Consider the following 21,402-nt stretch of genomic DNA (forward strand, 5'->3'; position numbering starts at 1 on the left):
TCCGCGTCGAGAGCCGCTACAAAGGCAGGGATCCCATTTTGCATCCCGATGGACCTGCTGTCCGCTCTGCACGCCGCTCGGTCGATCTTATTTCTTCGCCGTGGAATCTTCGCTCGACCGATCCCCCCAGGTGATTTCCGGCTCCGCCAGTACGCCCATTGCCCGGTCTAGAAGTTCGGACAGCGGGGTGTCCCCGGCCCCGGCCCGCCAGGCGGCGGTGGCCGCGTCGAGACAGTCCCCCAGGTCTATGCCACGCGGATCGAACCGGTAGTGCGCCACATCACTGTGGGTACTATATTGAATACGTTAGTACCGCATTACGTTCTCCGACTGCCGTGCCGGAGTGCGCGAGTGATCAGTGAGGATCCGATGAACCAAGTGGCGATCGAGTTCGACGTGCCTGTGCCCATGCGTGACGGGGTGATCCTGCGGGCCGATGTCTATCGGCCGACGGGTGCGGGGCCGTGGCCGGTTCTCCTGCAGCGCACGCCGTACGACAAGTCGTCACCGCTGGCGGCGGCCCAGCTCGACCTGCTCGAGGCGGTCCGGCGCGGTTACATCGTGGTGCAGCAGGACACGCGCGGCCGATTCGCGTCGGAGGGCGAGTGGCTGCCGTGGGCCTACGAGCACGAGGACGGCTACGACACCGTCGAGTGGGCCGCCACTCTGCCCGGGAGCAACGGGAAGGTGGGGATGTTCGGCGGCAGCTACACCGGCAACACCCAGTGGTCGGCGGCCGTCGCGGGAGCGCCGGGCCTGAAAGCCATTGCGCCGCAGATCACCTGGTGCGAGCCTGCCGACGGGATCTTCTTCCGCGGCGGGGCGATCGAGCACGGGCTGAATATCTTCTGGTCCCTGATGGTCTCGCTCGGACAGCTACCGAAGGTGGCCGCTGACACCGAGGAACTGTTCGCCAGACTGGGCGCCGCGATCACCGACTTCGATCGGCTCGCCGAGACGACGTACTGGGAGTTGCCCTCCGGCGCGTCGCCGGTGGTGGCGCGCACGAACCTGCCCGATATCGGGGTGGCGCGCGCGCTGCGCGATCCCGCCTCGACAGCCGAGGCGAGGGTCGCGGGCCGGCACGGGGAGGTCGCGGTCCCGTCCTTGAACGTCGCGGGCTGGTACGACGTTTTCCTCCAGGGCACGATCGACAACTACCTCGCCGCGCGCGAACAGGGCCATACGACGCGCCTGATCGTCGGGCCGTGGGATCACTACCACGATATGAACCCCCGGCCCGAGCGGATCGGCGAGGTGAACTTCGGACTGGCCTCGGTCGCACCGCCGCTCGGCGACGCGACCATGACCGGCATCCAGCTGGACTGGTTCGACCGGTTCCTGCCCGACCACCCCGCCGACAAGGAACCGGACACGGGCGTGGACCTGTTCGTCATGGGCGTCAACCAGTGGCGGCACGAACCGCAATGGCCCCTCGAGCGCGCCCGCGACACCGAGTTCTTTCTCCACCCCGGCGACCGGCTGTCGACTTCCGCTCCGGCACAACAAGACTCAGCGTCGTCCTACGATTACGATCCCGCCGACCCCGTGCCGACGACGGGCGGCCCACTGGTCATGGCGAGCGCTTACCCCTCCGGCCCCCTCGATCAGCAGCGAGTGGAATCCCGGGCGGATGTGCTGGTGTTCACCAGCGATCCGCTGACCGAGGACCTCGAGATCACCGGCCGCGTGACCGCGAGCCTGTTCGCCGCCACCGACGGGCCGTCCACCGACTGGGTCGTGCGGCTGTGCGACGTCGACGAACAAGGTACATCGCTCAACATCGTCGACGGCATCACCCGTGTCCGCACCGAAAGCGGCCGCGTCGACGAACACGAGATCGACCTGTGGTCGACCAGTATCGTGATCAAAGCCGGGCATCGGCTCCGAGTTCAGGTCACCTCCAGCAACTTCCCGCGCTGGGATCGCAACCTCAACACCGGCGAAGACCCGGCTGTCGCGACCGAACACCGCATCGCGCACCAGCAAATCTTCCACGACGCCACGCGACCCTCCCGGCTGATCCTGCCGGTGGTGCCCGCCGCCTGACATCGTCACCGGGCTGGGCCGCGGAGACAGCCGCGACCCGCCCGGTCATTCGGCGTTGTGCAGCAAGCCGTTCAGCAGCAGGGTCGCCAGTTCGTTGAAGGCATCCGCCGCCGACAGACCCGTGCGCTCGAGCAGGACCCCGGATTGGACCCCCTCGATCGCGAGGGCGACGAGCTGGGAGGCGAACCTGCCGTCGGTGGCACGGAACCGGCCCGACTCGATGCCCTCGTCGATCAGTTCGCGGACGCGTTCGGCCGCGCGAGCGGTGTTGCGCGCGTAGATCTCCGCGGTGGGCGCGAAGGCCACCATGTCCTCGTAGAACGCTTTCGAATTGCGCCGCATCGCGGTCGCGACCCCGCCGAGGTAGGTGAGGATCTTGGCTTGCGGGTCGGCCTGGGCGGACACCTCGGCCTCGATGTGCTCGGCCGATTCCCCGAAGAACTGTTTGGTGGCCAGCACCACGAGCTGTTCCTTGGTCGCGGCGACGCTGTAGAGGGTGGCCTTGGAGCAGTGCAGTCGCTCGGTCAACTGACCGATCGTGAGGGTGGTGAAACCCTCGCGGAGAAAAATCTCCTGCACCTGCCGCAGCAGATCCTCCCGGCGTGCCACATCCACCCGTCGCTTACGCGGGCTGTTGACCGTGGTTCGACGCGTCGAGGCCGTAGGAGGCATGGGATCGAGTGTTTCACACCGGCGACCGGCCCGCCGCGAGCAGCGGTCTTTATCCGCGAACGCACCTCCGGTACTATTATGGGTAATCTAGAACTATTTTAAGTACCCACATGGGAGTGGCAATGAGTCCTGACAGTGCGACACGGGTCGCCGAGTTGCTCGCGGAATTCGGCTCGCCGGACGCCGATGTGGCCCGGTTGCTGTGCGACCGCCACCCGGTCGCGGCCACGGCGCTCACGATCGTCGACGAACACCTGACCGTGCGCGACTACACCTATGGCGAGCTGGCCGAAGCGTCGCGGCGGGCCGCGGCCGTGCTGTCCGAGGCCGGGGTGCGACGCGGCGACCGGGTCGCGACCCTGATGGGCAAGAGCGCCGACCTGGTCGCGGTCGTGCTCGGCAACTGGCGGCTGGGCGCGGTGTACGTGCCGTTGTTCACCGCGTTCGCCGAGGACGCGATCGGATCCCGGCTCATCGACGCCGACGTCACGCTCGTCGTGGCCGACGCGGATCAGCGAGCGAAGGTGCCCGCGGGTGACTGGACACTGATCGTCGCAGACGACTCCCCCGGCGGGTTGAGCGCCCGGCTCGCCACGGCCGCGTGGCACGACATCGACTCGATGCCGGTGGGCGGCGACGGGGCGCTGGTGCACATGTTCACCTCCGGCACCACCGGAAAGCCCAAGGGCGTGGTGCATCCGGTGCGCTATGCCGCCGGCTGGCTGAGCTACCTGGAGTTCGGTCTCGGTGTGCAACCCGACAGCGTGTTCTGGTGCGGCGCCGACCCGGGCTGGGCCTACGGGCTCTACACCGCGATCGTGGCGCCGCTGGCCGCGGGCGTGCCGACGATTCTGCTGCGCGGCGGATTCTCGGCCGCGAACACCTGGAGGGTGCTGAAGGATCTCGCGGTCACCGACTACACCGCCGCGCCCACGGTCTATCGCGGGCTGCGCGCCGCGGGAGTCCCGGTTCCCGGCGACCTCGCCCTGCGCCGATTGTCCAGCGCGGGTGAGCCTTTGACACCGGAGGTCAACGACTGGGCCCGCGACGCGCTCGGGCTGGAAGTGCACGATCACTACGGCCAGACCGAACTCGGCATGCCGATCGGCTTCCCGCACCATCCGAGCGTGCGACGTCCGGTGCTGACCGGTGCGATGGGCACCGCGCTGCCGGGCTGGGAGGCCGTCGTCCTGAGCGAGGACGGCGACACGCCGGTCGCGGCCGGAGAGCCGGGACGGCTGGCGATCGTGGTGGCGGACAGTCCGCTGATGACCTTCCGCGGTTACGTCGGAGGGCGAGGCAGCGACCGGTTCCGCGCGGACGGCGCTTATTTCCTGACCGGCGACATCGCCTCCATCGATGCCGAGGGCATTGTCCGGTTCTCCGCGCGCGACGACGACGTGATCATCATGGCCGGTTATCGCATCGGGCCCTTCGACATCGAGTCCACACTCCTGCGGCACCCCGCGGTAGCGGAGGCCGCGGTCGTCGCCGGACCCGATGAGGTGCGCGGCGAGGTCGTCGAGGCGTTCGTGGTGCTCACCGGCGGCACGGCCGCCGACGCCGAACTGGTCGAGCGGCTACAGCAATGGGTCAAGGACAACTACGCCGCGCACGCCTACCCGCGGCGTATCCATTTCGTCGACGCCCTGCCCAAGACCCCGAGCGGCAAAATCCAACGCGCACAACTACGCCGCCGCCGCGCGGACACCGGCCCGGTCGTCCGATGACCTCACCCGCACCCGTGCTGGTCACCCGCGCCGGGCCGATCCGCACCCTGACCCTCAACCGCCCCCACCGCCGCAACGCCCTCGACCCGGATCTGATCGAGGCTCTCGATGCCGCCCTGACCGAGGCCGAACAGGATCCGCACACCCGGTGCGTCGTCCTCGCCGGAGCGGGCGAAAGCTTCTGCGCCGGAAGCGATTTGCAGTACTTCCTGAGCACAGCCGACGTCCCGGGCGGGCCGACGCCGTTCCTGCGCCGCGTCTCGGCCGTGGTCACCCGGTTCGAGACGAGCCACCTTCCGGTGGTGGCCGCCCTGCACGGCCACGCCGTCGCCGGTGGTCTCGAGCTCGCCCTGGCCTGCGATGTGGTCATCGCCGCCGACACGACGCTGATCGGCGACGGCCATATCCGCAACAACCTGCTCCCCGCCGCCGGCTCGAGCGTGCGGCTGCCACGCAAGGTCGGCGACTCCACGGCACGCTGGCTCGCCCTGACCGGACAGCTGGTGCCCGCCCCGCAACTCGCCGCCACCGGCTGGCTGCACGCGGTGGTACCCGCCGAGGAAGTGCTCCCCCGCGCCCAGGCCGCGGCGAGCGAGCTGGCCGCCGCGAGCAGCCCGGCCCAAGCCGCGTTCAAGGCCCTGCTGCACACGCTGACCACTATGAACGAAACCCAGGGCCTGGCAAGGGAACTCGCCGATTTCGAACAGCACTGGAACACCACCGACGTACCGGCCGCGCTGACCGCGTTCCTGCGACGCCGATCCGCCTGAACCGCACCGAGCCGACTCACCCTCTGGGAGTGCAATGAACCGTTACACCGACCAAGTAGTCCTCGTGACCGGCGGAGCCCGAGGGCTCGGCGCGGCGATGGCCGAGCGATTCGCGGCCGAAGGAGCGATCGTGGCCATCGGCGACGTCAACGAGGCCGCCGCCGGCGAACTCGCCGACCGGCTGGCGGCCGAATTCGGGCGCGCCTGCCCGGCCCATCGGGTCGACGTCACCTCCTCGGCGGACGTCGGCGAGTGGGTCGACGCCGTCGTCCGCGCGCACGGCCGCATTGATGTCCTGGTGAATAACGCCGGAATCATCCGCGACAACCGGATCGAGGACATCGACGACGCCGACTGGCACGCGGTGCTGGACGCCTCGCTCACGGGCGCTTTCTACTGCACGCGAAACGTGCTGCCGCACATGCGATCACGCGGTTACGGCCGGATAGTGTCGTTCTCCTCGATGAGCTGGCGCGGCAATTTCGGCCAAGCCAACTACGTCGCCGCCAAGGCGGGCATCGTCGGACTGACCCGCACCATCGCACTGGAGACTGCCCGCCAGGGCATCACCGCCAACGCGATAGCGCCGGGCCTCATCGACACACCCATGCTGGCCTCGATGAACACCGCGGCCCGCGACAAGTTGATCGCCAAAGTGCCCCAACGCAAGACCGGGCAGCCCCGCGACATCGCCGAGGCGGCCGCCTACCTGTGCTCACCGGCCGCGGGATATGTCAGCGGAGTGGTCCTCGATGTCGACGGCGGCCTGGGCATCGGTTCCTCGATCCGCTGACAGCACCCGCGACGGCACCGGATCACCGGTCCGGCTCCCGGATCTCGAGTAGCCGAAGGGCGAAAGCCGCGTATTCCGTGGCGATTTGCTCTGGCGTGACGGGACCGTCGAGCCGAAACCATTGCGGCAGTGCGGTACACATGGTCGCGATGGCGCGGCCCGCGACGCGGGCGTGCTCGGCGGGCAGGCCTTCCTCGGCGAGCGCGGCATCGATATCCTCGTCGAGCAGATACTGAATCTCGTTGCGAGACGCGGTGATCCGGCGCCGATTCGCGGGGGCCAGGCCCCGCATCTCGCTGGCGCCGATGAAGGCCAGTTCGCGGCGGTGGGTGTGGAACAGGGCCAGCGCTTCCACCACCTGCCACACCCGCGCGCGACCGGTGCCCGCCTCGCCGCGGGCGGCGCGGACCCGCCAGTGCAACTCGTCCATCGTCAACTCCAACACCCGCACCAGCAGCTCCTGCTTGTCCCGGTAGTGGTGATAGACGCCGGGCACGCTCATCCCGGCACGCCGCGCGATCGAGCGCATGGTGGCGCCGTGGTACCCGATCTCGGTGAACGCACCGATCGCGGCGGCCAGGACCGGGTCGATCTCGAGTGGGGGAAACCTCCGCCAGTCGCCCACCACGTCACCGTCGGTATCGCGGGGAATGCCAGGTGCGCGGCGTCGTTGGGGAGCACTGGTCGTGGACGGCTGCCACGCACCGATCAGCCAGGGCACCGTGGTGCCGAGTTCCGCGGCCACTACGCGCAGCCGCGGAATTGATACGCCGGTCTTGCCGTTCTCGACCGCGCTCAGGGTCGCCGGGCTGACACCGATCCGCTGCGCGGCGGCGCGCAACGAGAGCCCCGACGCCGTCCTGGCGTGCCGCACCCGGGCTCCCAGCGCCTGTCGATCACGCTCACCGTCGTCCATTTGTTCAGAATACCTGAACACCACGTGTCGAGATAAATGGCGATTTGACAGTACTTATCACCGCATGCTTGTCTGCATAACAGTCGAATGCCGAGCGATCGTTCGGCGACTGTGAACGAGGAGTGGTCCGTGGCGATCGATCTGACACTTCCGCCCGAGGTGCACACACTGACCGAACGCACCCGCGAGTTCATCCGCGAACAGGTGCTGCCGCTCGAAGACGCCCACGCCGGCGATATCGCCGCCGCGGGCGGTGACACGTTCCGGATCGAACTGCAGCGGGCCGCGCGCGCGGCCGGGTTGTTCGCGCCGCACGCGCCGATCGAATACGGCGGCCACGGTCTGGGCATGTCGGATCGGGCCCCGGTCTTCGAAGCGGCCGGGTACTCCCTGTTCGGCCCCACGGCACTGAATATCGCCGCCCCGGACGAGGGCAACGTCCACATGCTCGCCCATATCGCGAATCCGGAGCAGAAGCAGCGCTATCTCGCGCCCCTCGCGCGCGGCGAGGTGCGCTCGGCGTTCGCCATGACCGAGCCCGCGCCCGGTGCCGGGTCGGACCCGTCGGCCCTGACCACCCGCGCGGTCCGCACCGACGGCGGGTGGCGGATCAACGGGCACAAATGGTTCATCACCGGCGCCGACGGCGCGAGCCTGTTCATCATCATGGCCCGCACCTCCGGCGAGCCCGGACAACGCGGCGGCGCGACGATGTTCCTCGCGCCCGCCGACAGCCCCGGCATCGAGGTGGGCCGCCATCTCGACACCCTCGACCGGTCGATGATCGGCGGCCACTGCGAGGTGTTCTTCACCGACCTGCTGGTCCCCGATTCCGCGGTGCTGGGTGAGGTCGACCGCGGCTTCGAATACGCGCAGGTGCGTCTGGGTCCCGCCCGGATGACGCACGTGATGCGCTGGCTCGGCGCGGCACGGCGCGGCCACGACGTCGCCGTGGCGCACGCGGCCGAAAGGCGTGGGTTCGGTGCCCGATTGGGCGACCTCGGCATGGTCCAGCAGATGATCGCCGACAACGAGATCGATATTGCCGCCACCCGCGCCCTGCTGACTCGCGCGTGCTGGGAACTCGATCGCGGTGAGCCCGCGGCCGACGCCACCTCGATCGCGAAAACCTTTGCGGCCGAGGCGATTCACCGGATCATCGACCGCAGCATGCAGATGTGCGGAGGCCTGGGCGTCTCCGGTGACCTGCCGCTGGCGCGGCTGTCCCGCGAAGTGCGCCCGTTCCGCATCTACGACGGCCCCTCCGAAGTGCACCGCTGGGCCATCGCCAAACGCGCGATCGCCCGCGCGAGGCGGGCGGGCGAATGACACTGCCGGGCATGGACATTCCCGCCCTGGTGCGGTTCCTGCGCGAACGCGGCGTCGACGTCCGCGGCGAGTTGCGGGTGGAATTGATCAGTGGCGGCCGGTCGAATCTGACCTTCCTCGCCGCCGACGACGCGTCGCGGTGGGTGGTGCGCCGCCCGCCCGTCGCCGGGCTCACCCCGTCGGCGCATGATATGGCGCGCGAATTCACCGTCACCGGCGCGCTGCGGAATTCCGCTGTGCCCGTGGCGAAGACAGTCGCCTTCGACGCGGACGGGTCCGTCCTCGGTGCCCCGATGACCGTCGTCGAGTACGTCGAGGGAACCGTCGTCCGCGACCAGGACGACCTCGCCGCGCTCACCGACGACCAGCTGACCGCGAGCATCGGCGGGCTCATGCGAGTACTCGCCGACCTGCACGCGGTGGATCCCGCCGCGGTGGGCCTCGAAAAGTTCGGTCGGCCACAGGGTTTCCTCGCCCGCCAGGTGACACTGTGGGCGTCACAGTGGGACCGGGTCAAAACCCGTGACCTACCCGACGTCGCCGCCCTGCACGCGGCGCTGTCGCAGGCGCTGCCACCGGAGTCGGCGGCCTCGATCGTGCACGGCGACTTCCGCATCGACAACACGATCCTCGACCGGGCCGATCCCGCCCGCGTCCGCGCGGTGGTCGACTGGGAGATGTCGACCCTCGGCGATCCGCTCACCGACGCGGCGCTGATGTGCGTGTACCGGGCGCCGATCTTCGACCTGGTCCTGGGCTCGCGCGCCGCCTGGACCAGCCACCGGATGCCCGCCCCGGACGACCTCGCGCAGGCATACGCCACCGCCTCCGGTCGTGACCTCGCGCACTGGGGTTTCTACCTCGCCCTGGCCAACTTCAAGCTCGGCGTGATCGGCGAAGGCATCACCCACCGGGCGTTGCACGGTTCCGACGCCGGATCGGCCGCCGAACGCGCGGCCGAGGCCACACCCGAATTCATGGCCGCGGGCCTGCGCGCACTGAAAGGAATCCGGACATGACCGGCAACCACACCGCACTGATCAGCGGCGCCTCCCGCGGGATCGGCCTCGGTATCGCCACACGCCTTGCGCAGCAAGGGTATTCGCTCACCATCAGCGCACGCGACAGCGCCCGCCTCGACGCCGTCGCCGTCGAACTGCGCTCGGCGGGTGCGGCCGAGGTCGTCGCCGTCGCCGCCGACATGTCCGACACCGACGGCGTCACCCGCGTACTCAACCAGCATCAGGACCGGTTCGGGACACTCTCGGCCCTGATCCTCAACGCCGGCGTGGGCACCGCCGGCACCGTGGCCGAATCCTCGCTACGCCGCTTCGACAAAACGCTGGCCGTGAATCTGCGCGCGCCCCTGCAGCTCATCCAGGGCGCCTTGCCGATGCTGCGCGCCGCCGCCGGAACACAGCCCGAGCGTGGCGCGAAAGTGATTGCGCTGGCATCGATCACGGGCGTCTACGCCGAGGCCGGACTCGCGGTGTACGGCGCCGCCAAAGCGGCCCTCATCGCATTGTTCGCCACCCTCAACGCCGAGGAGTCCGGCAACGGCATCAGCGCCACCACCATCGCACCCGGCTACGTCGACACCGACATGAGCAGCTGGATCCACGACCGGGTCGCACCCGAACAGATGCTCCCCGTCGCCGACGTCGTGGAAATGGTCGACGCGGTGCTGCGCCTCTCGGCCCGCGCCGTGGTACCCAACATCGTCATGTCACGCGCGGGCACGGACGGCTACCGCGCATAGCGCCGATCACCACTCGGCCAGGACGCTCGCCATCGCGAGGCCGCTGTTGCCGCCCGTCCGATACTCCGCGTGCACGACCTCACCCACGGGGATGACCGACCAGTCGTCGATCGCCGTACCCCGAAACAATTGCAGGTCAGGCACCGGCCCAATAGATTACCGCTGCCCTCCTGTTGGCGTGGCCGAATCCGTTGCGGGAGTTGTTGTTACGTCGTTACCTCTGAGCACCGGGCCGAGCAGGATGTCGGCCGCGGTGTTCGGCGCGATGCCGAGGATCGAGGCGATCTGCCGTTGTTCCTGCGGGCTGCCGATGGGGCCCACATTTCCGCCGATGAGGCGGGGCGGCTGCGGTGGCGCGAGTGCGTCGGGGCCGATGATGGTGTGCTCGCCGGGCGGTGCGGTGCGGCAACTGGGGGCCTCGAGGGTGCCGTAGCGGGGGCAGTCGGCGCGGGTGTAGGCCCGGTGGGGAGTCAGTTCGATGATGATCTTGGCGGTGATGCTCTGATCTTCGGCGTTCCACATGGCGTTGAACGTCCGGGCCTGTGCGGTGAGGGAGGTGGAGATTTGCAGAAAGTTGCGGCTGCCGTCGCCGAGGACGTCGACTACAGGGCCCAACCTAGCGGTGATTCCGGTGAGGGTGGCGGTGTTGTTCTCCAGCGCCGCGGCGACCGTGGCGCCGGTGGTGAGACCGCCGGTGAGCATGCCGCGCAACTGTTCTCGCCGCTCGGCGGCGGCTCGGAGGGGACCGCTGGCGTTGTGCACCGCCGAGAGCAGGTCGGGTGCCGAGGATTGCAGCGCGGCGAGGGCTTGGGACAGGGCCGTCAGGGTGGACGTGGTGTCGCTCTGAGTCATTGTGCGATTGAGTGTTTCGGCAATTCGCGTGAGTTCCGCGCCGGAACGGACGGCGTCGGCGCCGCGCCCACTGCTGGCTCGTTCGGCGAGAGCGAGCAGCCCGAGTGCCGGCTCGGAGCCGCCGCGCCCGGCGGCGTCGGCGATCGCGCTCAGCGCGGTCAGCGAGGTCTGTAGCCGGACGGTGTCCAGGCTGCGGTCTTCGGGAATGTGCGCGCCCGCGGTGAGCGCCGGCCCGTGGCCGTTGTCGACGAGTTGGATCGACGGCACGGCGAAGACGTTGCTCGGGACCACCCGTGCGGTCACGGTCGCAGGTATTCAGCGCGATCGCCAGGGCCACCAGTGCGGCCGGAATGAGGAAACCCGCCGCCATTACCGAACTCGAAGACCGCGAACAGCACACCGGAAACGAACCAGCCTGACAGGCCAGGGCACGCGAGCCCGGCCACACCACAACGACATCCACCCTGCCCCGGGCCGCACCGACGCCGCGTGCCCGGAGACTCGCCTGAACGAAGGAGTGTTCACCATGGGCGCCACTCACCGCATCGCCGTCATCCCCGGTGACGGCATCGGCACCGAGGTCGTCCCGGAAGGGTTGCGCATCCTCGAAACCGCCGCGGCGGCTTTCGATTTCACGCTCGACTATGAGCAGTTCGACTACGCCTGCGCGGACTACTACACCCGCACCGGCACCATGCTTCCCGACGATTGGTTCGAGCAACTCAGCCGCTTCGACGCCCTGTTCTTCGGCGCCGTCGGCTGGCCGGAGGTCGTGCCCGACCACATCTCCCGGTGGGGCAACCTCCTGCAATTCCGCCGCCACTTCGACCAGTACGTCAGCCTGCGACCGGTCAAACTGCTCCCCGGCATTCCCAGCCCGCTGGCCGGACGCGTCCCCGGCGACGTCGACTTCTACGTAGTGCGCGAGAACACCGAGGGCGAATACTCCAGCATCGGCGGCAAGATCTTCGAGGGCACCGACCGTGAAACAGTCGTCCAGGAAACCGTTATGACCCGCGTCGGAGTGGACCGGATCCTCGACTACGCCTTCACCCTGGCCCAGTCGCGCCCGCGCAAACACCTCACCTCCGCCACCAAGAGCAACGGCATCTCCATCACCATGCCCTACTGGGACGAACGCGTCGCCGAGGTCGCCCAGCGGTATCCCGACGTGGCGGTGGACAAATACCACATCGACATCCTCACCGCGAATTTCGTGCTGCACCCCGACCGGTTCGACGTCGTCGTCGCCAGCAATCTGTTCGGCGACATCCTCTCCGACCTCGGCCCGGCCTGCACCGGCACCATCGGCGTCGCCCCCCAGCGGCAATATCAACCCCGAACGCCGCTACCCCAGCCTGTTCGAACCCGTACACGGCTCAGCACCCGACATCGCCGGAAAGGGCACCGCCAACCCGATCGGTCAAATCTGGTGCGCCGCAATGATGCTCGACCACCTCGGCGAGCCCGACGCCGCCGCCATCATGACCGCCATCGAAGACGTCCTGGCCGCCGGCACCGAGCACCTGACCCGACATTGGCGGCAACGCCACCACACGATCCCTCGGCGAGGCCGTCACCACCCGGCTACACAACGCCGCCGCGATCCGCTGAGACGCGCCACCCCTGAAATCGATCATCCGATCGAAGGGAGCCCGGCCTCATGCGCTCGACCCAGCCCGGTCACGATCGGCGGGACGCTCAGCCGTCTCAATGCGCTTCCTCTCGCTCCGCCCAAGCAGGCTGGAACGACTGCCCACCTTGATCGAGATGGCCCGTCCATTTGACCGGACATCACCTCCGCTTTATGCTCGAACTAACATGGAGGCAGCCTCCGTTTTGATGTAATTCGCAGGATATCTGGACATCAGGAGGGTGCATGGACGCGAGTGCACAGCGAGGACGCAAGCTGCGCGCGGATGTCCAGCGCAACCGCGCGGCCCTTCTGGAGACCGCGCAGCGTCACTTCCTGCGCCACGGGGTCGGCACCTCACTCGAGGCGGTGGCCAAGGAGGCGGGCCTCGGGCCCGGCACTCTGTACCGGCACTTCCCCACCCGGGAAGCGCTGCTGGCGGCCGTCCTGCAGACACGCTCCGAGGAGCTGGTGGCCCGCCGAGCGGACGTCGAGCAGCTGGGCGATGCCGGCGAGGCGTTGGAGCAGTGGCTGCGGGCCATGGAGGAGTACTTCAGCGCCTTCAGCGGGCTCCCGGACCCACTCATGGCCGCGGCCCAGGCGCAGGACCCGGACAACCCGCTCACCATTCCTTGCGACATCTTCATCGCCGCCACCGACAAGTACGTGGAAGCAGCCCAGAGCACGGGACACGTACGCGCGTCGGTGCGTGGCTACGACCTGTTCCTCGCGGCCTGTTCCATTGCCTGGATCAAGGGCAACGGCGCCGAGGAGGAGTCGCTCGACCGGCTCCGCACACTCCTCGCGAGCGGCTACCGCCAGCGGGCCGAGAAGGCGTAAACCGCTGGGCGTCCGCTCCCCCGAGCAGCTCTGCGGCGACGGCGTGCATCTCGCCCTCTCAGCGATCGATGATCATGGACGACTGTCCGATCGGTCCGGGCCGCAAACGCTCGGTTGGGTTGCGGGACAGTCGGTTGCGTTCGATGCCGACCATCGCATGATGGTTCGACCGATGTCGACTGGCCGCTGGCGCGTGGGCCGAAAGGACGATCTGCGGGTGCCGGCGGAGTATCGACATCAGTGCAATCTGTCGGTACACGGTCGGGCGTTGGTGGTGGCGGACCCGGAACAGGTGTTGTTTGACGCTATGAACACGCAAATTATGCGAGTTCACCTCTTTCTGCCCGTTACCTCCAGATATGTCACACCTCCAAATCCGCTCTCGCGGGGCCGGGCGGTCGTATCGTGGGCTGGATTGTCCAGAGGCAATTGCCAGCAACACGCGCAAGACCCGCTCCCTCGGAAAGGTGTCGACTGCAGTGAAAATCGCCAGGCGTCTCCGATATCTCGCCGCCGGTTCGGCGGTCACCCTCGTGCTCGCCGGTCCGTTCGCGGGCGCGGCCACCGCTGCCGAGGGCCCGGCCCCGCTCTACAACTCCGCCCAATCCAACTTCCTCAGCGGCAACGATCCGGCCGGCCTGGCCGATCTGCGCGCGCTGCTCGACGGCACCCCCGACGACGCGCAGGCGCTCGCGCTGCAGGCGATCTGGTCGGACTACAGCGGTGACCTGATCACCCGTGAGGGTGCGCTGAACCGGCTCGGAGCCGTCGACGGCGCGATGGCTCAGGGCACCCGTAATCTGCTGGGCGCCATCGGTGCGGCGGTGGGCACCCTGCCCAATCCGCTGCCCGCGCTGGTCGGCCCGCAGACCGGGATCGTGGTGCTCGGTTACGGCCTGCTGCCCGATGGCGCGCTGCGCCCCGAACTGGTGAATCGCCTGCAGGCGGCATGGTTACAGGCGATCGCCGCACCCGGGTCGCCGATCGTGGTCACCGGCGGCAACCCGCAGAACGGGGTGCCGGAGGCGGTGGCCATGGCGGGTTGGCTGATCGGGCACGGCATTCCGGCGAACCGGGTGCTGGTCGAGGACCGCGCCGGGTCGACGGTGCAGAACGCGCTATTCAGCAGCCGCATGCTGCGCGACGCCGGGGCCACCAGCGCGGTCGTGGTGACCTCGCCGAACCACATCCGCCGCGCGGTCGCGGATTTCATCGTCGCCGGAACCCCGGTGGTGGGCGCGATGACCTCCACCGATCAGCTGGTGTCGCAGCTGCCGCCGCCGAACCGGGCCGCCCAGCGCGGCATCTACCTGGACGCCACCCGCACCTTCCTCCTACCGTCGGAGCGCTGACCGCCGGAATCGGCACAATGAGCGGGTGATCGCATCCGACCCGGACACCGTCGCCGCCCTGCGCGCGGCCGGTTGTGTCTTCGCCGAGGACGAGGCCGCCCTGCTGACCGAGGCGGCCTCGTCGCCCGCCGAATTACACGCACTCGTGGCACAGCGAACTTCTGGCATACCGCTGGAACACCTGTTGGGCTGGGCCGAATTTCGCGGGCTGCGGGTCGCGGTCGGACCGGGGGTCTTCGTGCCGCGGCAACGCACCGGATTCCTCGTCGAGCAGGCCGTCGCGCTCGGCCGCCGCCCGCCCGGCAACTCCCGCGTCGTGCTCGATCTGTGCTGCGGCTGTGGCGCGCTCGGGTTGGCGGTCGCCACGGAGCTGGCGCGCGCGGGCATCCGGACCCAGCTCACGGCCGGCGACATCGAGCCCGCCGCCGTGACCTACGCTCGCCGCAACCTCGCCCCGCTGGGCGCGCGCGTCTACGAGGGCGATCTGTTCACTCCCCTGCCCGCGGAACTGGCCGGGCGGGTGGACATTCTGCTCGCCAACACCCCGTACGTGCCGACCGCCCTGATCGCCGACATGCCCCCGGAAGCCCGTGAGCACGAGCCACATTCGGCCCTCGACGGCGGCGCCGACGGCCTCGACATCGTCCGCCGGGTGGCCGCCGCCGCGCCCTCCTGGCTGGCGCCCGGCGGTCACGTACTGGTGGAATCGAGCGAGGAACAGGCTCCGGCCGCGGTGGACATCTTCGCCCGTTCCGGACTCACGCCACGCGTCGCCGAATCCGAGGAGCTGTACGCGACCGTGGTCATCGGCAGCCGCATCGACCGGTCTTGAGCTCATGCGTGCTGGAACCGCCGGGCAGCGGATTTGATCGCTGCGCACAGAGCGCGCTCCGGCTCCGGCGGGCGGCTGCGGCGGCGCAGCAGGACGAACTCGAGGTCACCCAGTTCTGGCAGCCGGGGATCCGCGACGGCGAAAAGTCCTGCGGGCAGCAGGCTTTCGGCATGCACCACCAGGCCGAGACCTGCCAGCACCGCGGCCCGCAGGCCCAGTTGGCTGTCGCTGGTGCAGGCGATGCGGCAGGTGCGTCCCTCGCGTTCCAGGGCGCGCAGGGCGATGTGCCGGGTGAGGCTCGGCGGCGGATACGTCACCAGCGGGACCGGATCGTCGAAACCCGTTGCGCCGGAACGGCCCGCCCAGACGAGCCGGTCTCGCCAGAGCAGTTCGCCGTGCCGTTCGCCGGGCAGCCGCTTGCCGACCACCAGATCCAGCTCCCCCGCGTTCATCCGGGTCTTCAGGTTCTCGCTGAGCCCCACGGTCAGCTCCAGATCCACGCCGGGGTGGCTGCGCTGGAATTCGAGCAGCACGTCGGGCAGTTCGCGGGCCATCACGTCGTCGGAGGCGCCGAGCCGGATCAGGCCGGACAGCCGTGATTCGGAGAAGTAACGTTCGGCCGTCGCCTGCGCGTCGAGGATGGCGCGGGCGAAGCCGACCATCGCGGCGCCGTCGGCGGTGAGGGCGAGATTGCGGGTGTCGCGGCGGAACAGTTCGCGCCCGGCCGCCTGTTCCAGCCTGGCGACGTGCCCGCTGACCGTCGACTGCCGCAGCCCGAGGAGGCGGCCCGCCGCGGTGAAACCACCGGCCCGCTCGACGGCGAGAAAGGTGCGCAGCAGGTCCGGGTCGAACACATTCATCACGATACTCGTTCGGAGTTATCGATTACGCCGCCTGTCGTGATCAGTTCGGCGGTCATACCGTAGCTACGTGAAGTTTCTCGCCAAGCTGCGCATCGATGCCTTCATGCTCGGCATCCTGGTCAGCGTGCTGGTGGCCGTCGCGCTGCCCGCGCGCGGTGGCGCCGCCGACGTCCTGGACTGGGCCACCAAGATCGCCATCGGGGTGTTGTTCCTGCTCTACGGCGCCCGGCTGGAACCGCGCGAGGCGCTGGCCGGGCTGCGGCACTGGCGGCTGCACGCGAGCGTGCTCGCGGTGACGTATGTGGTGTTCCCGCTGCTCGGCCTCGCGCTGCGGCTGCTGGTGCCCTCGGTGCTGACCGCGGACCTCTACACCGGCATGCTCTATCTGTGCCTGCTCCCGTCGACGGTGCAGTCCTCGATCGCGTTCACCTCGATCGCGCGCGGCAATGTGGCGGGGGCGGTCGTGAGCGCGTCGCTGTCGAATCTCGTCGGTGTCTTCGCGACGCCCCTGCTGGTAATGCTGCTGATGCACACCACCGGCGGGACGACGGTGTCCCTCACCGCGATCCTGTCGATCGTCGTGCAACTGCTGCTGCCGTTCCTCGCCGGGCAGTTGTTGCGGCCGTGGCTGCGGTGGTTGCTGCGGCATGCGGCGGTCACCCGCGTCGTGGACCGGGGTTCGGTGTATCTGGTGGTCTATGCCGCCTTCAGCGCGGGCATGGTCGAGCACATCTGGCGCGGGTTGTCGCCGTGGGCGCTGCTGGCGGTGGTCGCGGTGTGCGCGGGCCTGCTGGGTGTGCTGCTGGCGGTGACCTCCGCGGGCAGCGGACTGCTCGGATTCGACCGCGCCGATCGGATCGTGGTGATCTTCTGTGGCTCGAAGAAGAGCCTGGCCACCGGGCTGCCGATGGCGACGGTGCTGTTCGCGGGGCATCCGGTCGGGCTGATCGTGCTGCCGCTGATGATCTTTCACCAGATTCAGCTGTTCGTGTGCGCCGCGCTGGCGGGCCGGTGGGGTCGGGCCGCGGAAAGCGCTGCGGCCCAGCCTGTTCCGGCCGCGGCCGGGTGAGGCCTACATCCCGCGCACGTACCGGAGGGTGTCCTCGACGGCGGCCAGGTCGACGTCGAGATTCGGGTCGCGGTCCAGGATGTCGCGGAACTCCTGCATCGACTCCTCGAGCGTGCTCCGGCGGGCCAGCTTGATCAGCTCCTGGCGCACGTAGTCGCCGAGCGGCGCACCCGCGGCGGCGGCACGGCGGCCGAGCACGCTCCACGCGTCGGCGGGCAGATCGTAGGTGTGGATCAGGGCCATCGCGCCCTCGTCGAGAGTGGCGGAGGGATGATCCGGGCGCTCGTTCTCCAGGAACTCCACGACGGAATCGATCGGCACGCGGCGCGCGCTCAGCGCCGTCAACTCCTGGCGCACATAGTCCAGTACCGGCAGCCCGGCGTAGCGGGCGCGGCGGCGCAGCACCTCGGCGGTATCGGCGGGCAGATCCTCGATCTCGATGCGCGACATGCTGCCACGCTATGCCCGCCGCGATCGGTCGGCAAGCTGCCCGGCCGCGTTCGGCGTGCCGCGCGCGGGCAGCGCGATCGGCATCGCCGGTCCGTCGCGATGCCGAGTTTCTTTGCCTCGCATGGCTTTACCGCGTGAGCGGGAACAACGCGCTGCCGCTGTCCCCCGCGGGAATGATCGGCAGCACCACCGACGACGGGTGTTCGGCGTCGTGAAAGATCGTCTGCGTCGCGCCCTGCACGGCCGCTGTCTGCCCGAACGGTTCGCCCGTGTTCGGGTTCGGCGCGTACTGCGGGAAGTCGCTGCTGGAGATTTCCACGCGGACGCGCGATCCGGCCGGTACCTGGTAACTGGTGGGCCACACCTTGATCGTGTACCGGTACGGCTGCCCCGGCACGATCGGTGACGGATGCTCGAGGGATTCGCGGAACGCCGCGCGAACGATGCCGTTGTTGAGGTTGACGGTCGATCCGTCCGGCGCGACGACCACCAGTTTGGCGGTGAAATCGGTATCGGGCGCGGTCGAGGCGGCCCACAGGGTCACCTCCGTCGGCCCGGTGATCTCGGTGTCCGACGACATCGGGTCGGTGGTGAAGGTCAGCACATCGGAGCGCTGTTCCACGGCGCCCTGATCGAAGGGACCCTGCGGGCCGGTCGTGGCGCCACAGCAGGAATGACCGCCCGCGCTGGGCACCGGATTCAATGGGTCGTAGTAGTACCGGTCCGGTTGCTGTGGATCCTTCGGCGCGGCCTCGACCAGGGCGCCCCGACGGCCGCCGGGGCCGGGACCGCCGGGGCCGGACAGGTAGTAGGTGGTCCACCGGGTGTCCGGCAACGGCCACGCGGACGCCGTCTTCCACCGGTTGGCGCCCATCACGAAGTAGTCCACGGCCGGTTGCCCGGACACCTTGTTGTCGGCGCCCTTCAGGAATCGGTCGAACCAGGTCAGCATCAGCTCGTTGATCGGGCTGTCCCCGGCCGGGCCCGCGGCCATCTTCGGCGCCCCGACGCCGCTGCCCGGCCGGCCCCACCCGACGTGGTCCCACGGCCCGATGACCAAGCGCTGGTTGCGCCGCGCATCCTCGGTCCCGCCGCGCTGGACCATGCCCGTGAAGTTCTCGATGCCGCCGGTGAGGAAGGCGTCGTACCAGCCCTCCACGTCCAGCACCGGCACCCGGACGTTCGGGTACCGGTCGCGGATGCTCCATTCCTTCCAGTAGTCGTCGCGGGCCGAGTGCCGGATCCAGTCGTAGAACCACGGCGCGACCACCGGGTCGTCCGGGCGCAGCGGCGGAAACTGCTGGTACGGACGGAAACTCAGCCAGCGCGTGTAGTCGGTGCCCTCGGCGAGCAGTTGTTTCGCGGTCGCCGTGTCGCCGCGGTTCTCCGCCGCGGTCCGCGCGATCGTCTCCATCGCCCACGGTTCGACGAATGCCAGCCGGAACGCGCCGCCGTCGTAGGTCCAGCCGTCGTAGTAGTCCGAGGACGTGTTGGCGGGCACGATCGTCGCGAGGTGCGGCGGCGTGCGGACGGCCGCGAGCCATTGCGTGGCACCCACATACGACGACCCGTACATGCCCACCTTGCCGTTCGACCCGGGCAGGGCGGCCGCCCACTCCACCGCGTCGTAGCCGTCGTCCAGGTCGTTGCCGAACTCGGTGAACGTGCCGCCCGACTTGCCCTGCCCGCGAATGTCCTGCACCACAACGAGATAGCAGTGCGAGGCGAACCAGTCCGGCGGGCGATACCGGTAGGGCTGGATCTGCGCCGCGTCCTTGCCGTACTGGGTGCGCATCAGGATCACCGGCACCGGGTCGGCGGTGCGGGGGCGGTACACATCGGACTTCAGCACCACGCCGTCGCGCATGGTGGCGGGCACGTCCGGCTGTTTGTCGACCTCGCACGCGCCGCGACCGTCCGCCGGTGGCCAGGGGCCGGCGGCGGGCGCCGCGGCGGTGTGTTCGGGTTCCGATCCCCCGCAGCCGCCGGCGATCAGCACGGCCGTGACGGCCAGGACACATATCCGGACAATTCGACTGCGCCGCACACGGTTCGACGACATCGTCCGAAGGTAGCACCGCACTCGCGCCCCCGCCCGCGACTTTCCGAACCGCTCATCCTCGTATGGCCGATGCACCACATTCCCCCCGTCGAATTCCCTTGCCGGTGTACAGCTTTCGTTCTAACGCACCACCGCGCCCAGTTCGGCGGCGAGATCACCTCGCTCGCCGACCTCGATGGTCTCCAGTTCCAGCCAGTCGGCCAGCTCCCGCAACGCCCGCGCGAGACCGGCGACGACGTAGGCGGAATCCCGGCCGGGCTCGGCGAAGGCCGCGGGGACCAGCAGGCGGTCGGTGGCACGGTCGGCACGCAGATCGACGCGGGCGACGAGGTCGCCGTCGAGCAGGAACGGGAAGACGTAGTAGCCGTGTACCCGCTTGGCCTCGGGTGTGTAGATCTCGATGCGGTAGTGGAAGTCGAAGATGCGCTCGGTGCGCGGCCGGAAGAAGATCAGCGGATCGAACGGGCACAGCAGCGCGCCGCCCTCCACACGGCGCGGGGTGCGAGCGCCCACGCGCAGGTAGGCGGGCCGATCCCAGCCGTGGACCCGCACCGGCTCCAGCTCACCGGCATCGACCAGGTCGGCGAGGGCGGGCTCGGTCTGGCGGCGGTGCAGCCGGTAGTAGTCGCGCAGATCGGCTTCGGTGGCGATACCCAGCGCGGTCGCGGCGCGGCGGACCAGTTCGCGCACCGCCTCGGCCTCGTCCACCTCGCGCGCCAGCACCTCCGGCGGCAGTACGCGCTCGGTCAGGTCGTAGTAGCGCTGGAATCCGACGCGCTTGTCCACCGACAGCTCGCCGGTGGCGAACAGCAGCTCGCATACCACCTTGGTGTCGCTGTAATTCCAGCCCCAGTGGCCCTTGGTGCGCGGCCGTTCCAGCTCGAGATGCTTCTCCACCTCGCCCGCCGTGGCGGGGCCCAGTTCGCCGACCGCCTCGAGCACGTCCTTGGGCAGTCGCGGATTGCGCTCCACCACGCGAGCGGCCCCGCCCCACCGCCCGTCGCGGAACCGCGACATGCGCCAGCGCAGCAACGGCCAATCCTCGACGGGCAACAGCGCCGCCTCGTGCGCCCAGTACTCCACCAGCCGCCGCGGCCGCCGCGCGTTGTGACTCCAGGCCAGCTCGTCCAGCAGGGCGCGGTCGTAGCCGCCGATCCGGGCGAACACCGGGGCATAGTGCGCCCGCACCACGGCCGAGACCGAATCCAATTGCAGCAGCTGGGTTTTCTCCAGCACGCGCTGGAGAGTACGGCGGGTGGGTGTGCCGGACGGGCGCGGACCGGCCAGGCCCTGGGCGGCCAGCGCGGTGCGGCGAGCGGCGGCAGCGGTCATGGTTCGCACCGACGAACCATCCCACGAGCCACCGACAAGTTCGGATGCGTGCGCCGCGCCACCTCAACCGATACACTCGTGTATCCATTGCAGTCGAGC

The 21,402-nt window shown here is 69.3% G+C and carries 19 protein-coding genes and 1 pseudogene; 12 read left to right on the forward strand and 8 right to left on the reverse strand.

Annotated features, from left to right (window positions below):
* Positions 1-270 precede the first annotated feature (270 nt).
* Positions 271-2,049 (forward strand): CocE/NonD family hydrolase, encoded by a 1,779-nt coding sequence (locus ACFMRZ_RS06840; protein WP_400178368.1) that lies wholly within the window; start codon positions 271-273, stop codon positions 2,047-2,049.
* 45 nt (positions 2,050-2,094) lie between these two features.
* Here the strand turns inward: ACFMRZ_RS06840 and ACFMRZ_RS06845 are convergent, their stop codons facing one another.
* Positions 2,095-2,721, reverse strand: coding sequence for a TetR/AcrR family transcriptional regulator (locus tag ACFMRZ_RS06845; RefSeq protein ID WP_400178370.1), 627 nt, complete (start codon positions 2,719-2,721; stop codon positions 2,095-2,097).
* A gap of 122 nt (positions 2,722-2,843) precedes the next feature.
* Here ACFMRZ_RS06845 and ACFMRZ_RS06850 point away from each other — a divergent pair, with 122 nt between their 5' ends.
* From ACFMRZ_RS06850 to ACFMRZ_RS06860, 3 genes are read left to right on the forward strand one after another with little or no spacing between them, the layout of a single operon-like run.
* Complete coding sequence (locus ACFMRZ_RS06850) at positions 2,844-4,451, forward strand: AMP-binding protein (RefSeq protein WP_400178371.1); 1,608 nt, start codon at positions 2,844-2,846, stop codon at positions 4,449-4,451.
* On the forward strand, positions 4,448-5,221 hold the full coding sequence (locus ACFMRZ_RS06855; protein ID WP_400178372.1) for an enoyl-CoA hydratase/isomerase family protein: 774 nt from the start codon (positions 4,448-4,450) through the stop codon (positions 5,219-5,221). Before ACFMRZ_RS06850 ends, ACFMRZ_RS06855 begins: the two co-directional genes overlap by 4 nt.
* A 34-nt stretch (positions 5,222-5,255) precedes the next feature.
* A complete protein-coding gene (locus ACFMRZ_RS06860) occupies positions 5,256-6,014 on the forward strand; it encodes an SDR family oxidoreductase (protein ID WP_400178373.1) in 759 nt (252 codons plus the stop codon).
* A 22-nt stretch (positions 6,015-6,036) separates the two neighbouring features.
* Here the strand turns inward: ACFMRZ_RS06860 and ACFMRZ_RS06865 are convergent, their stop codons facing one another.
* Entirely contained in the window at positions 6,037-6,930 is an 894-nt protein-coding gene (locus tag ACFMRZ_RS06865; protein ID WP_400178374.1) for a TetR family transcriptional regulator, read from the reverse strand.
* Between the two features lie 129 nt (positions 6,931-7,059).
* On the opposite strand from ACFMRZ_RS06865, the gene ACFMRZ_RS06870 reads away from it, so the two are divergent.
* From ACFMRZ_RS06870 to ACFMRZ_RS06880, 3 genes are read left to right on the forward strand one after another with little or no spacing between them, the layout of a single operon-like run.
* The gene (locus ACFMRZ_RS06870) at positions 7,060-8,259 is read left to right on the forward strand and encodes an acyl-CoA dehydrogenase family protein (protein WP_400178375.1); all 1,200 of its coding nucleotides are present in this window, start codon (positions 7,060-7,062) and stop codon (positions 8,257-8,259) included.
* An 11-nt stretch (positions 8,260-8,270) separates the two neighbouring features.
* Positions 8,271-9,278, forward strand: a complete 1,008-nt coding sequence (locus tag ACFMRZ_RS06875) for a phosphotransferase family protein (RefSeq protein WP_400178376.1) — start codon at positions 8,271-8,273, stop codon at positions 9,276-9,278.
* Positions 9,275-10,018 (forward strand): SDR family NAD(P)-dependent oxidoreductase, encoded by a 744-nt coding sequence (locus tag ACFMRZ_RS06880; protein WP_400178377.1) that lies wholly within the window; start codon positions 9,275-9,277, stop codon positions 10,016-10,018. The genes ACFMRZ_RS06875 and ACFMRZ_RS06880 overlap by 4 nt, the downstream gene beginning before the upstream one ends.
* A 6-nt stretch (positions 10,019-10,024) precedes the next feature.
* Here ACFMRZ_RS06880 and ACFMRZ_RS06885 read toward each other — a convergent pair whose 3' ends face one another.
* Both ACFMRZ_RS06885 and ACFMRZ_RS06890 read right to left on the reverse strand, forming a co-directional pair.
* A complete protein-coding gene (locus ACFMRZ_RS06885; RefSeq protein WP_400178378.1) occupies positions 10,025-10,162 on the reverse strand; it encodes a hypothetical protein in 138 nt (45 codons plus the stop codon).
* Between the two features lie 12 nt (positions 10,163-10,174).
* Entirely contained in the window at positions 10,175-11,173 is a 999-nt protein-coding gene (locus ACFMRZ_RS06890) for an MCE family protein (protein ID WP_400178379.1), read from the reverse strand.
* Positions 11,174-11,396: 223 nt separating this feature from the next.
* Between ACFMRZ_RS06890 and ACFMRZ_RS06895 the strand changes: the two are divergent.
* From ACFMRZ_RS06895 to ACFMRZ_RS06910, 4 genes and pseudogenes are all read left to right on the forward strand, one after another.
* Positions 11,397-12,484: pseudogene (locus tag ACFMRZ_RS06895) on the forward strand (tartrate dehydrogenase).
* Positions 12,485-12,749: 265 nt separating this feature from the next.
* Positions 12,750-13,343, forward strand: a complete 594-nt coding sequence (locus tag ACFMRZ_RS06900) for a TetR/AcrR family transcriptional regulator (RefSeq protein ID WP_400178380.1) — start codon at positions 12,750-12,752, stop codon at positions 13,341-13,343.
* A 479-nt stretch (positions 13,344-13,822) separates the two neighbouring features.
* Positions 13,823-14,695 carry a YdcF family protein gene (locus ACFMRZ_RS06905; RefSeq protein WP_400178381.1) on the forward strand — a complete coding sequence of 291 codons (873 nt, stop codon included), beginning with the start codon at positions 13,823-13,825 and terminating at the stop codon, positions 14,693-14,695.
* Between the two features lie 25 nt (positions 14,696-14,720).
* The gene (locus ACFMRZ_RS06910) at positions 14,721-15,527 is read left to right on the forward strand and encodes a putative protein N(5)-glutamine methyltransferase (protein ID WP_400178382.1); all 807 of its coding nucleotides are present in this window, start codon (positions 14,721-14,723) and stop codon (positions 15,525-15,527) included.
* A 2-nt stretch (positions 15,528-15,529) separates the two neighbouring features.
* On the opposite strand, the gene ACFMRZ_RS06915 is transcribed toward ACFMRZ_RS06910, so the two are convergent.
* Entirely contained in the window at positions 15,530-16,387 is an 858-nt protein-coding gene (locus ACFMRZ_RS06915) for a LysR family transcriptional regulator (RefSeq protein ID WP_400178383.1), read from the reverse strand.
* A gap of 70 nt (positions 16,388-16,457) precedes the next feature.
* Here ACFMRZ_RS06915 and ACFMRZ_RS06920 point away from each other — a divergent pair, with 70 nt between their 5' ends.
* Positions 16,458-17,459, forward strand: a complete 1,002-nt coding sequence (locus ACFMRZ_RS06920) for a bile acid:sodium symporter family protein (protein WP_400178384.1) — start codon at positions 16,458-16,460, stop codon at positions 17,457-17,459.
* 3 nt (positions 17,460-17,462) lie between these two features.
* Here ACFMRZ_RS06920 and ACFMRZ_RS06925 read toward each other — a convergent pair whose 3' ends face one another.
* The 3 genes from ACFMRZ_RS06925 to ACFMRZ_RS06935 all read right to left on the reverse strand — a co-directional run bounded on the left by ACFMRZ_RS06925 (position 17,463) and on the right by ACFMRZ_RS06935 (position 21,312).
* Positions 17,463-17,909 (reverse strand): hypothetical protein, encoded by a 447-nt coding sequence (locus ACFMRZ_RS06925; RefSeq protein WP_400178385.1) that lies wholly within the window; start codon positions 17,907-17,909, stop codon positions 17,463-17,465.
* A gap of 127 nt (positions 17,910-18,036) precedes the next feature.
* Complete coding sequence (locus tag ACFMRZ_RS06930; protein WP_400178386.1) at positions 18,037-19,971, reverse strand: CocE/NonD family hydrolase; 1,935 nt, start codon at positions 19,969-19,971, stop codon at positions 18,037-18,039.
* Between the two features lie 120 nt (positions 19,972-20,091).
* A complete protein-coding gene (locus ACFMRZ_RS06935) occupies positions 20,092-21,312 on the reverse strand; it encodes a winged helix-turn-helix domain-containing protein (RefSeq protein WP_400178387.1) in 1,221 nt (406 codons plus the stop codon).
* Positions 21,313-21,402: the final 90 nt, after the last annotated feature.

The organism is Nocardia sp. N2S4-5 (assembly GCF_044628355.1).
GTDB classification, from domain to species: Bacteria; Actinomycetota; Actinomycetes; order Mycobacteriales; family Mycobacteriaceae; genus Nocardia; species Nocardia wallacei_B.

Excerpts from the sequence above, each read along its gene's own strand:
- ACFMRZ_RS06845 (WP_400178370.1), bottom strand. The coding sequence starts at position 2,721 with ATGCCTCCTACGGCCTCGACGCGTCGAACCACGGTCAACAGCCCGCGT.
- ACFMRZ_RS06850 (WP_400178371.1), top strand. The coding sequence starts at position 2,844 with ATGAGTCCTGACAGTGCGACACGGGTCGCCGAGTTGCTCGCGGAATTC.
- ACFMRZ_RS06855 (WP_400178372.1), top strand. The coding sequence starts at position 4,448 with ATGACCTCACCCGCACCCGTGCTGGTCACCCGCGCCGGGCCGATCCGC.
- ACFMRZ_RS06860 (WP_400178373.1), top strand. The coding sequence starts at position 5,256 with ATGAACCGTTACACCGACCAAGTAGTCCTCGTGACCGGCGGAGCCCGA.
- ACFMRZ_RS06865 (WP_400178374.1), bottom strand. The coding sequence starts at position 6,930 with ATGGACGACGGTGAGCGTGATCGACAGGCGCTGGGAGCCCGGGTGCGG.
- ACFMRZ_RS06875 (WP_400178376.1), top strand. The coding sequence starts at position 8,271 with ATGGACATTCCCGCCCTGGTGCGGTTCCTGCGCGAACGCGGCGTCGAC.
- ACFMRZ_RS06880 (WP_400178377.1), top strand. The coding sequence starts at position 9,275 with ATGACCGGCAACCACACCGCACTGATCAGCGGCGCCTCCCGCGGGATC.
- ACFMRZ_RS06900 (WP_400178380.1), top strand. The coding sequence starts at position 12,750 with ATGGACGCGAGTGCACAGCGAGGACGCAAGCTGCGCGCGGATGTCCAG.
- ACFMRZ_RS06915 (WP_400178383.1), bottom strand. The coding sequence starts at position 16,387 with ATGAATGTGTTCGACCCGGACCTGCTGCGCACCTTTCTCGCCGTCGAG.
- ACFMRZ_RS06925 (WP_400178385.1), bottom strand. The coding sequence starts at position 17,909 with ATGTCGCGCATCGAGATCGAGGATCTGCCCGCCGATACCGCCGAGGTG.
- ACFMRZ_RS06930 (WP_400178386.1), bottom strand. The coding sequence starts at position 19,971 with ATGTCGTCGAACCGTGTGCGGCGCAGTCGAATTGTCCGGATATGTGTC.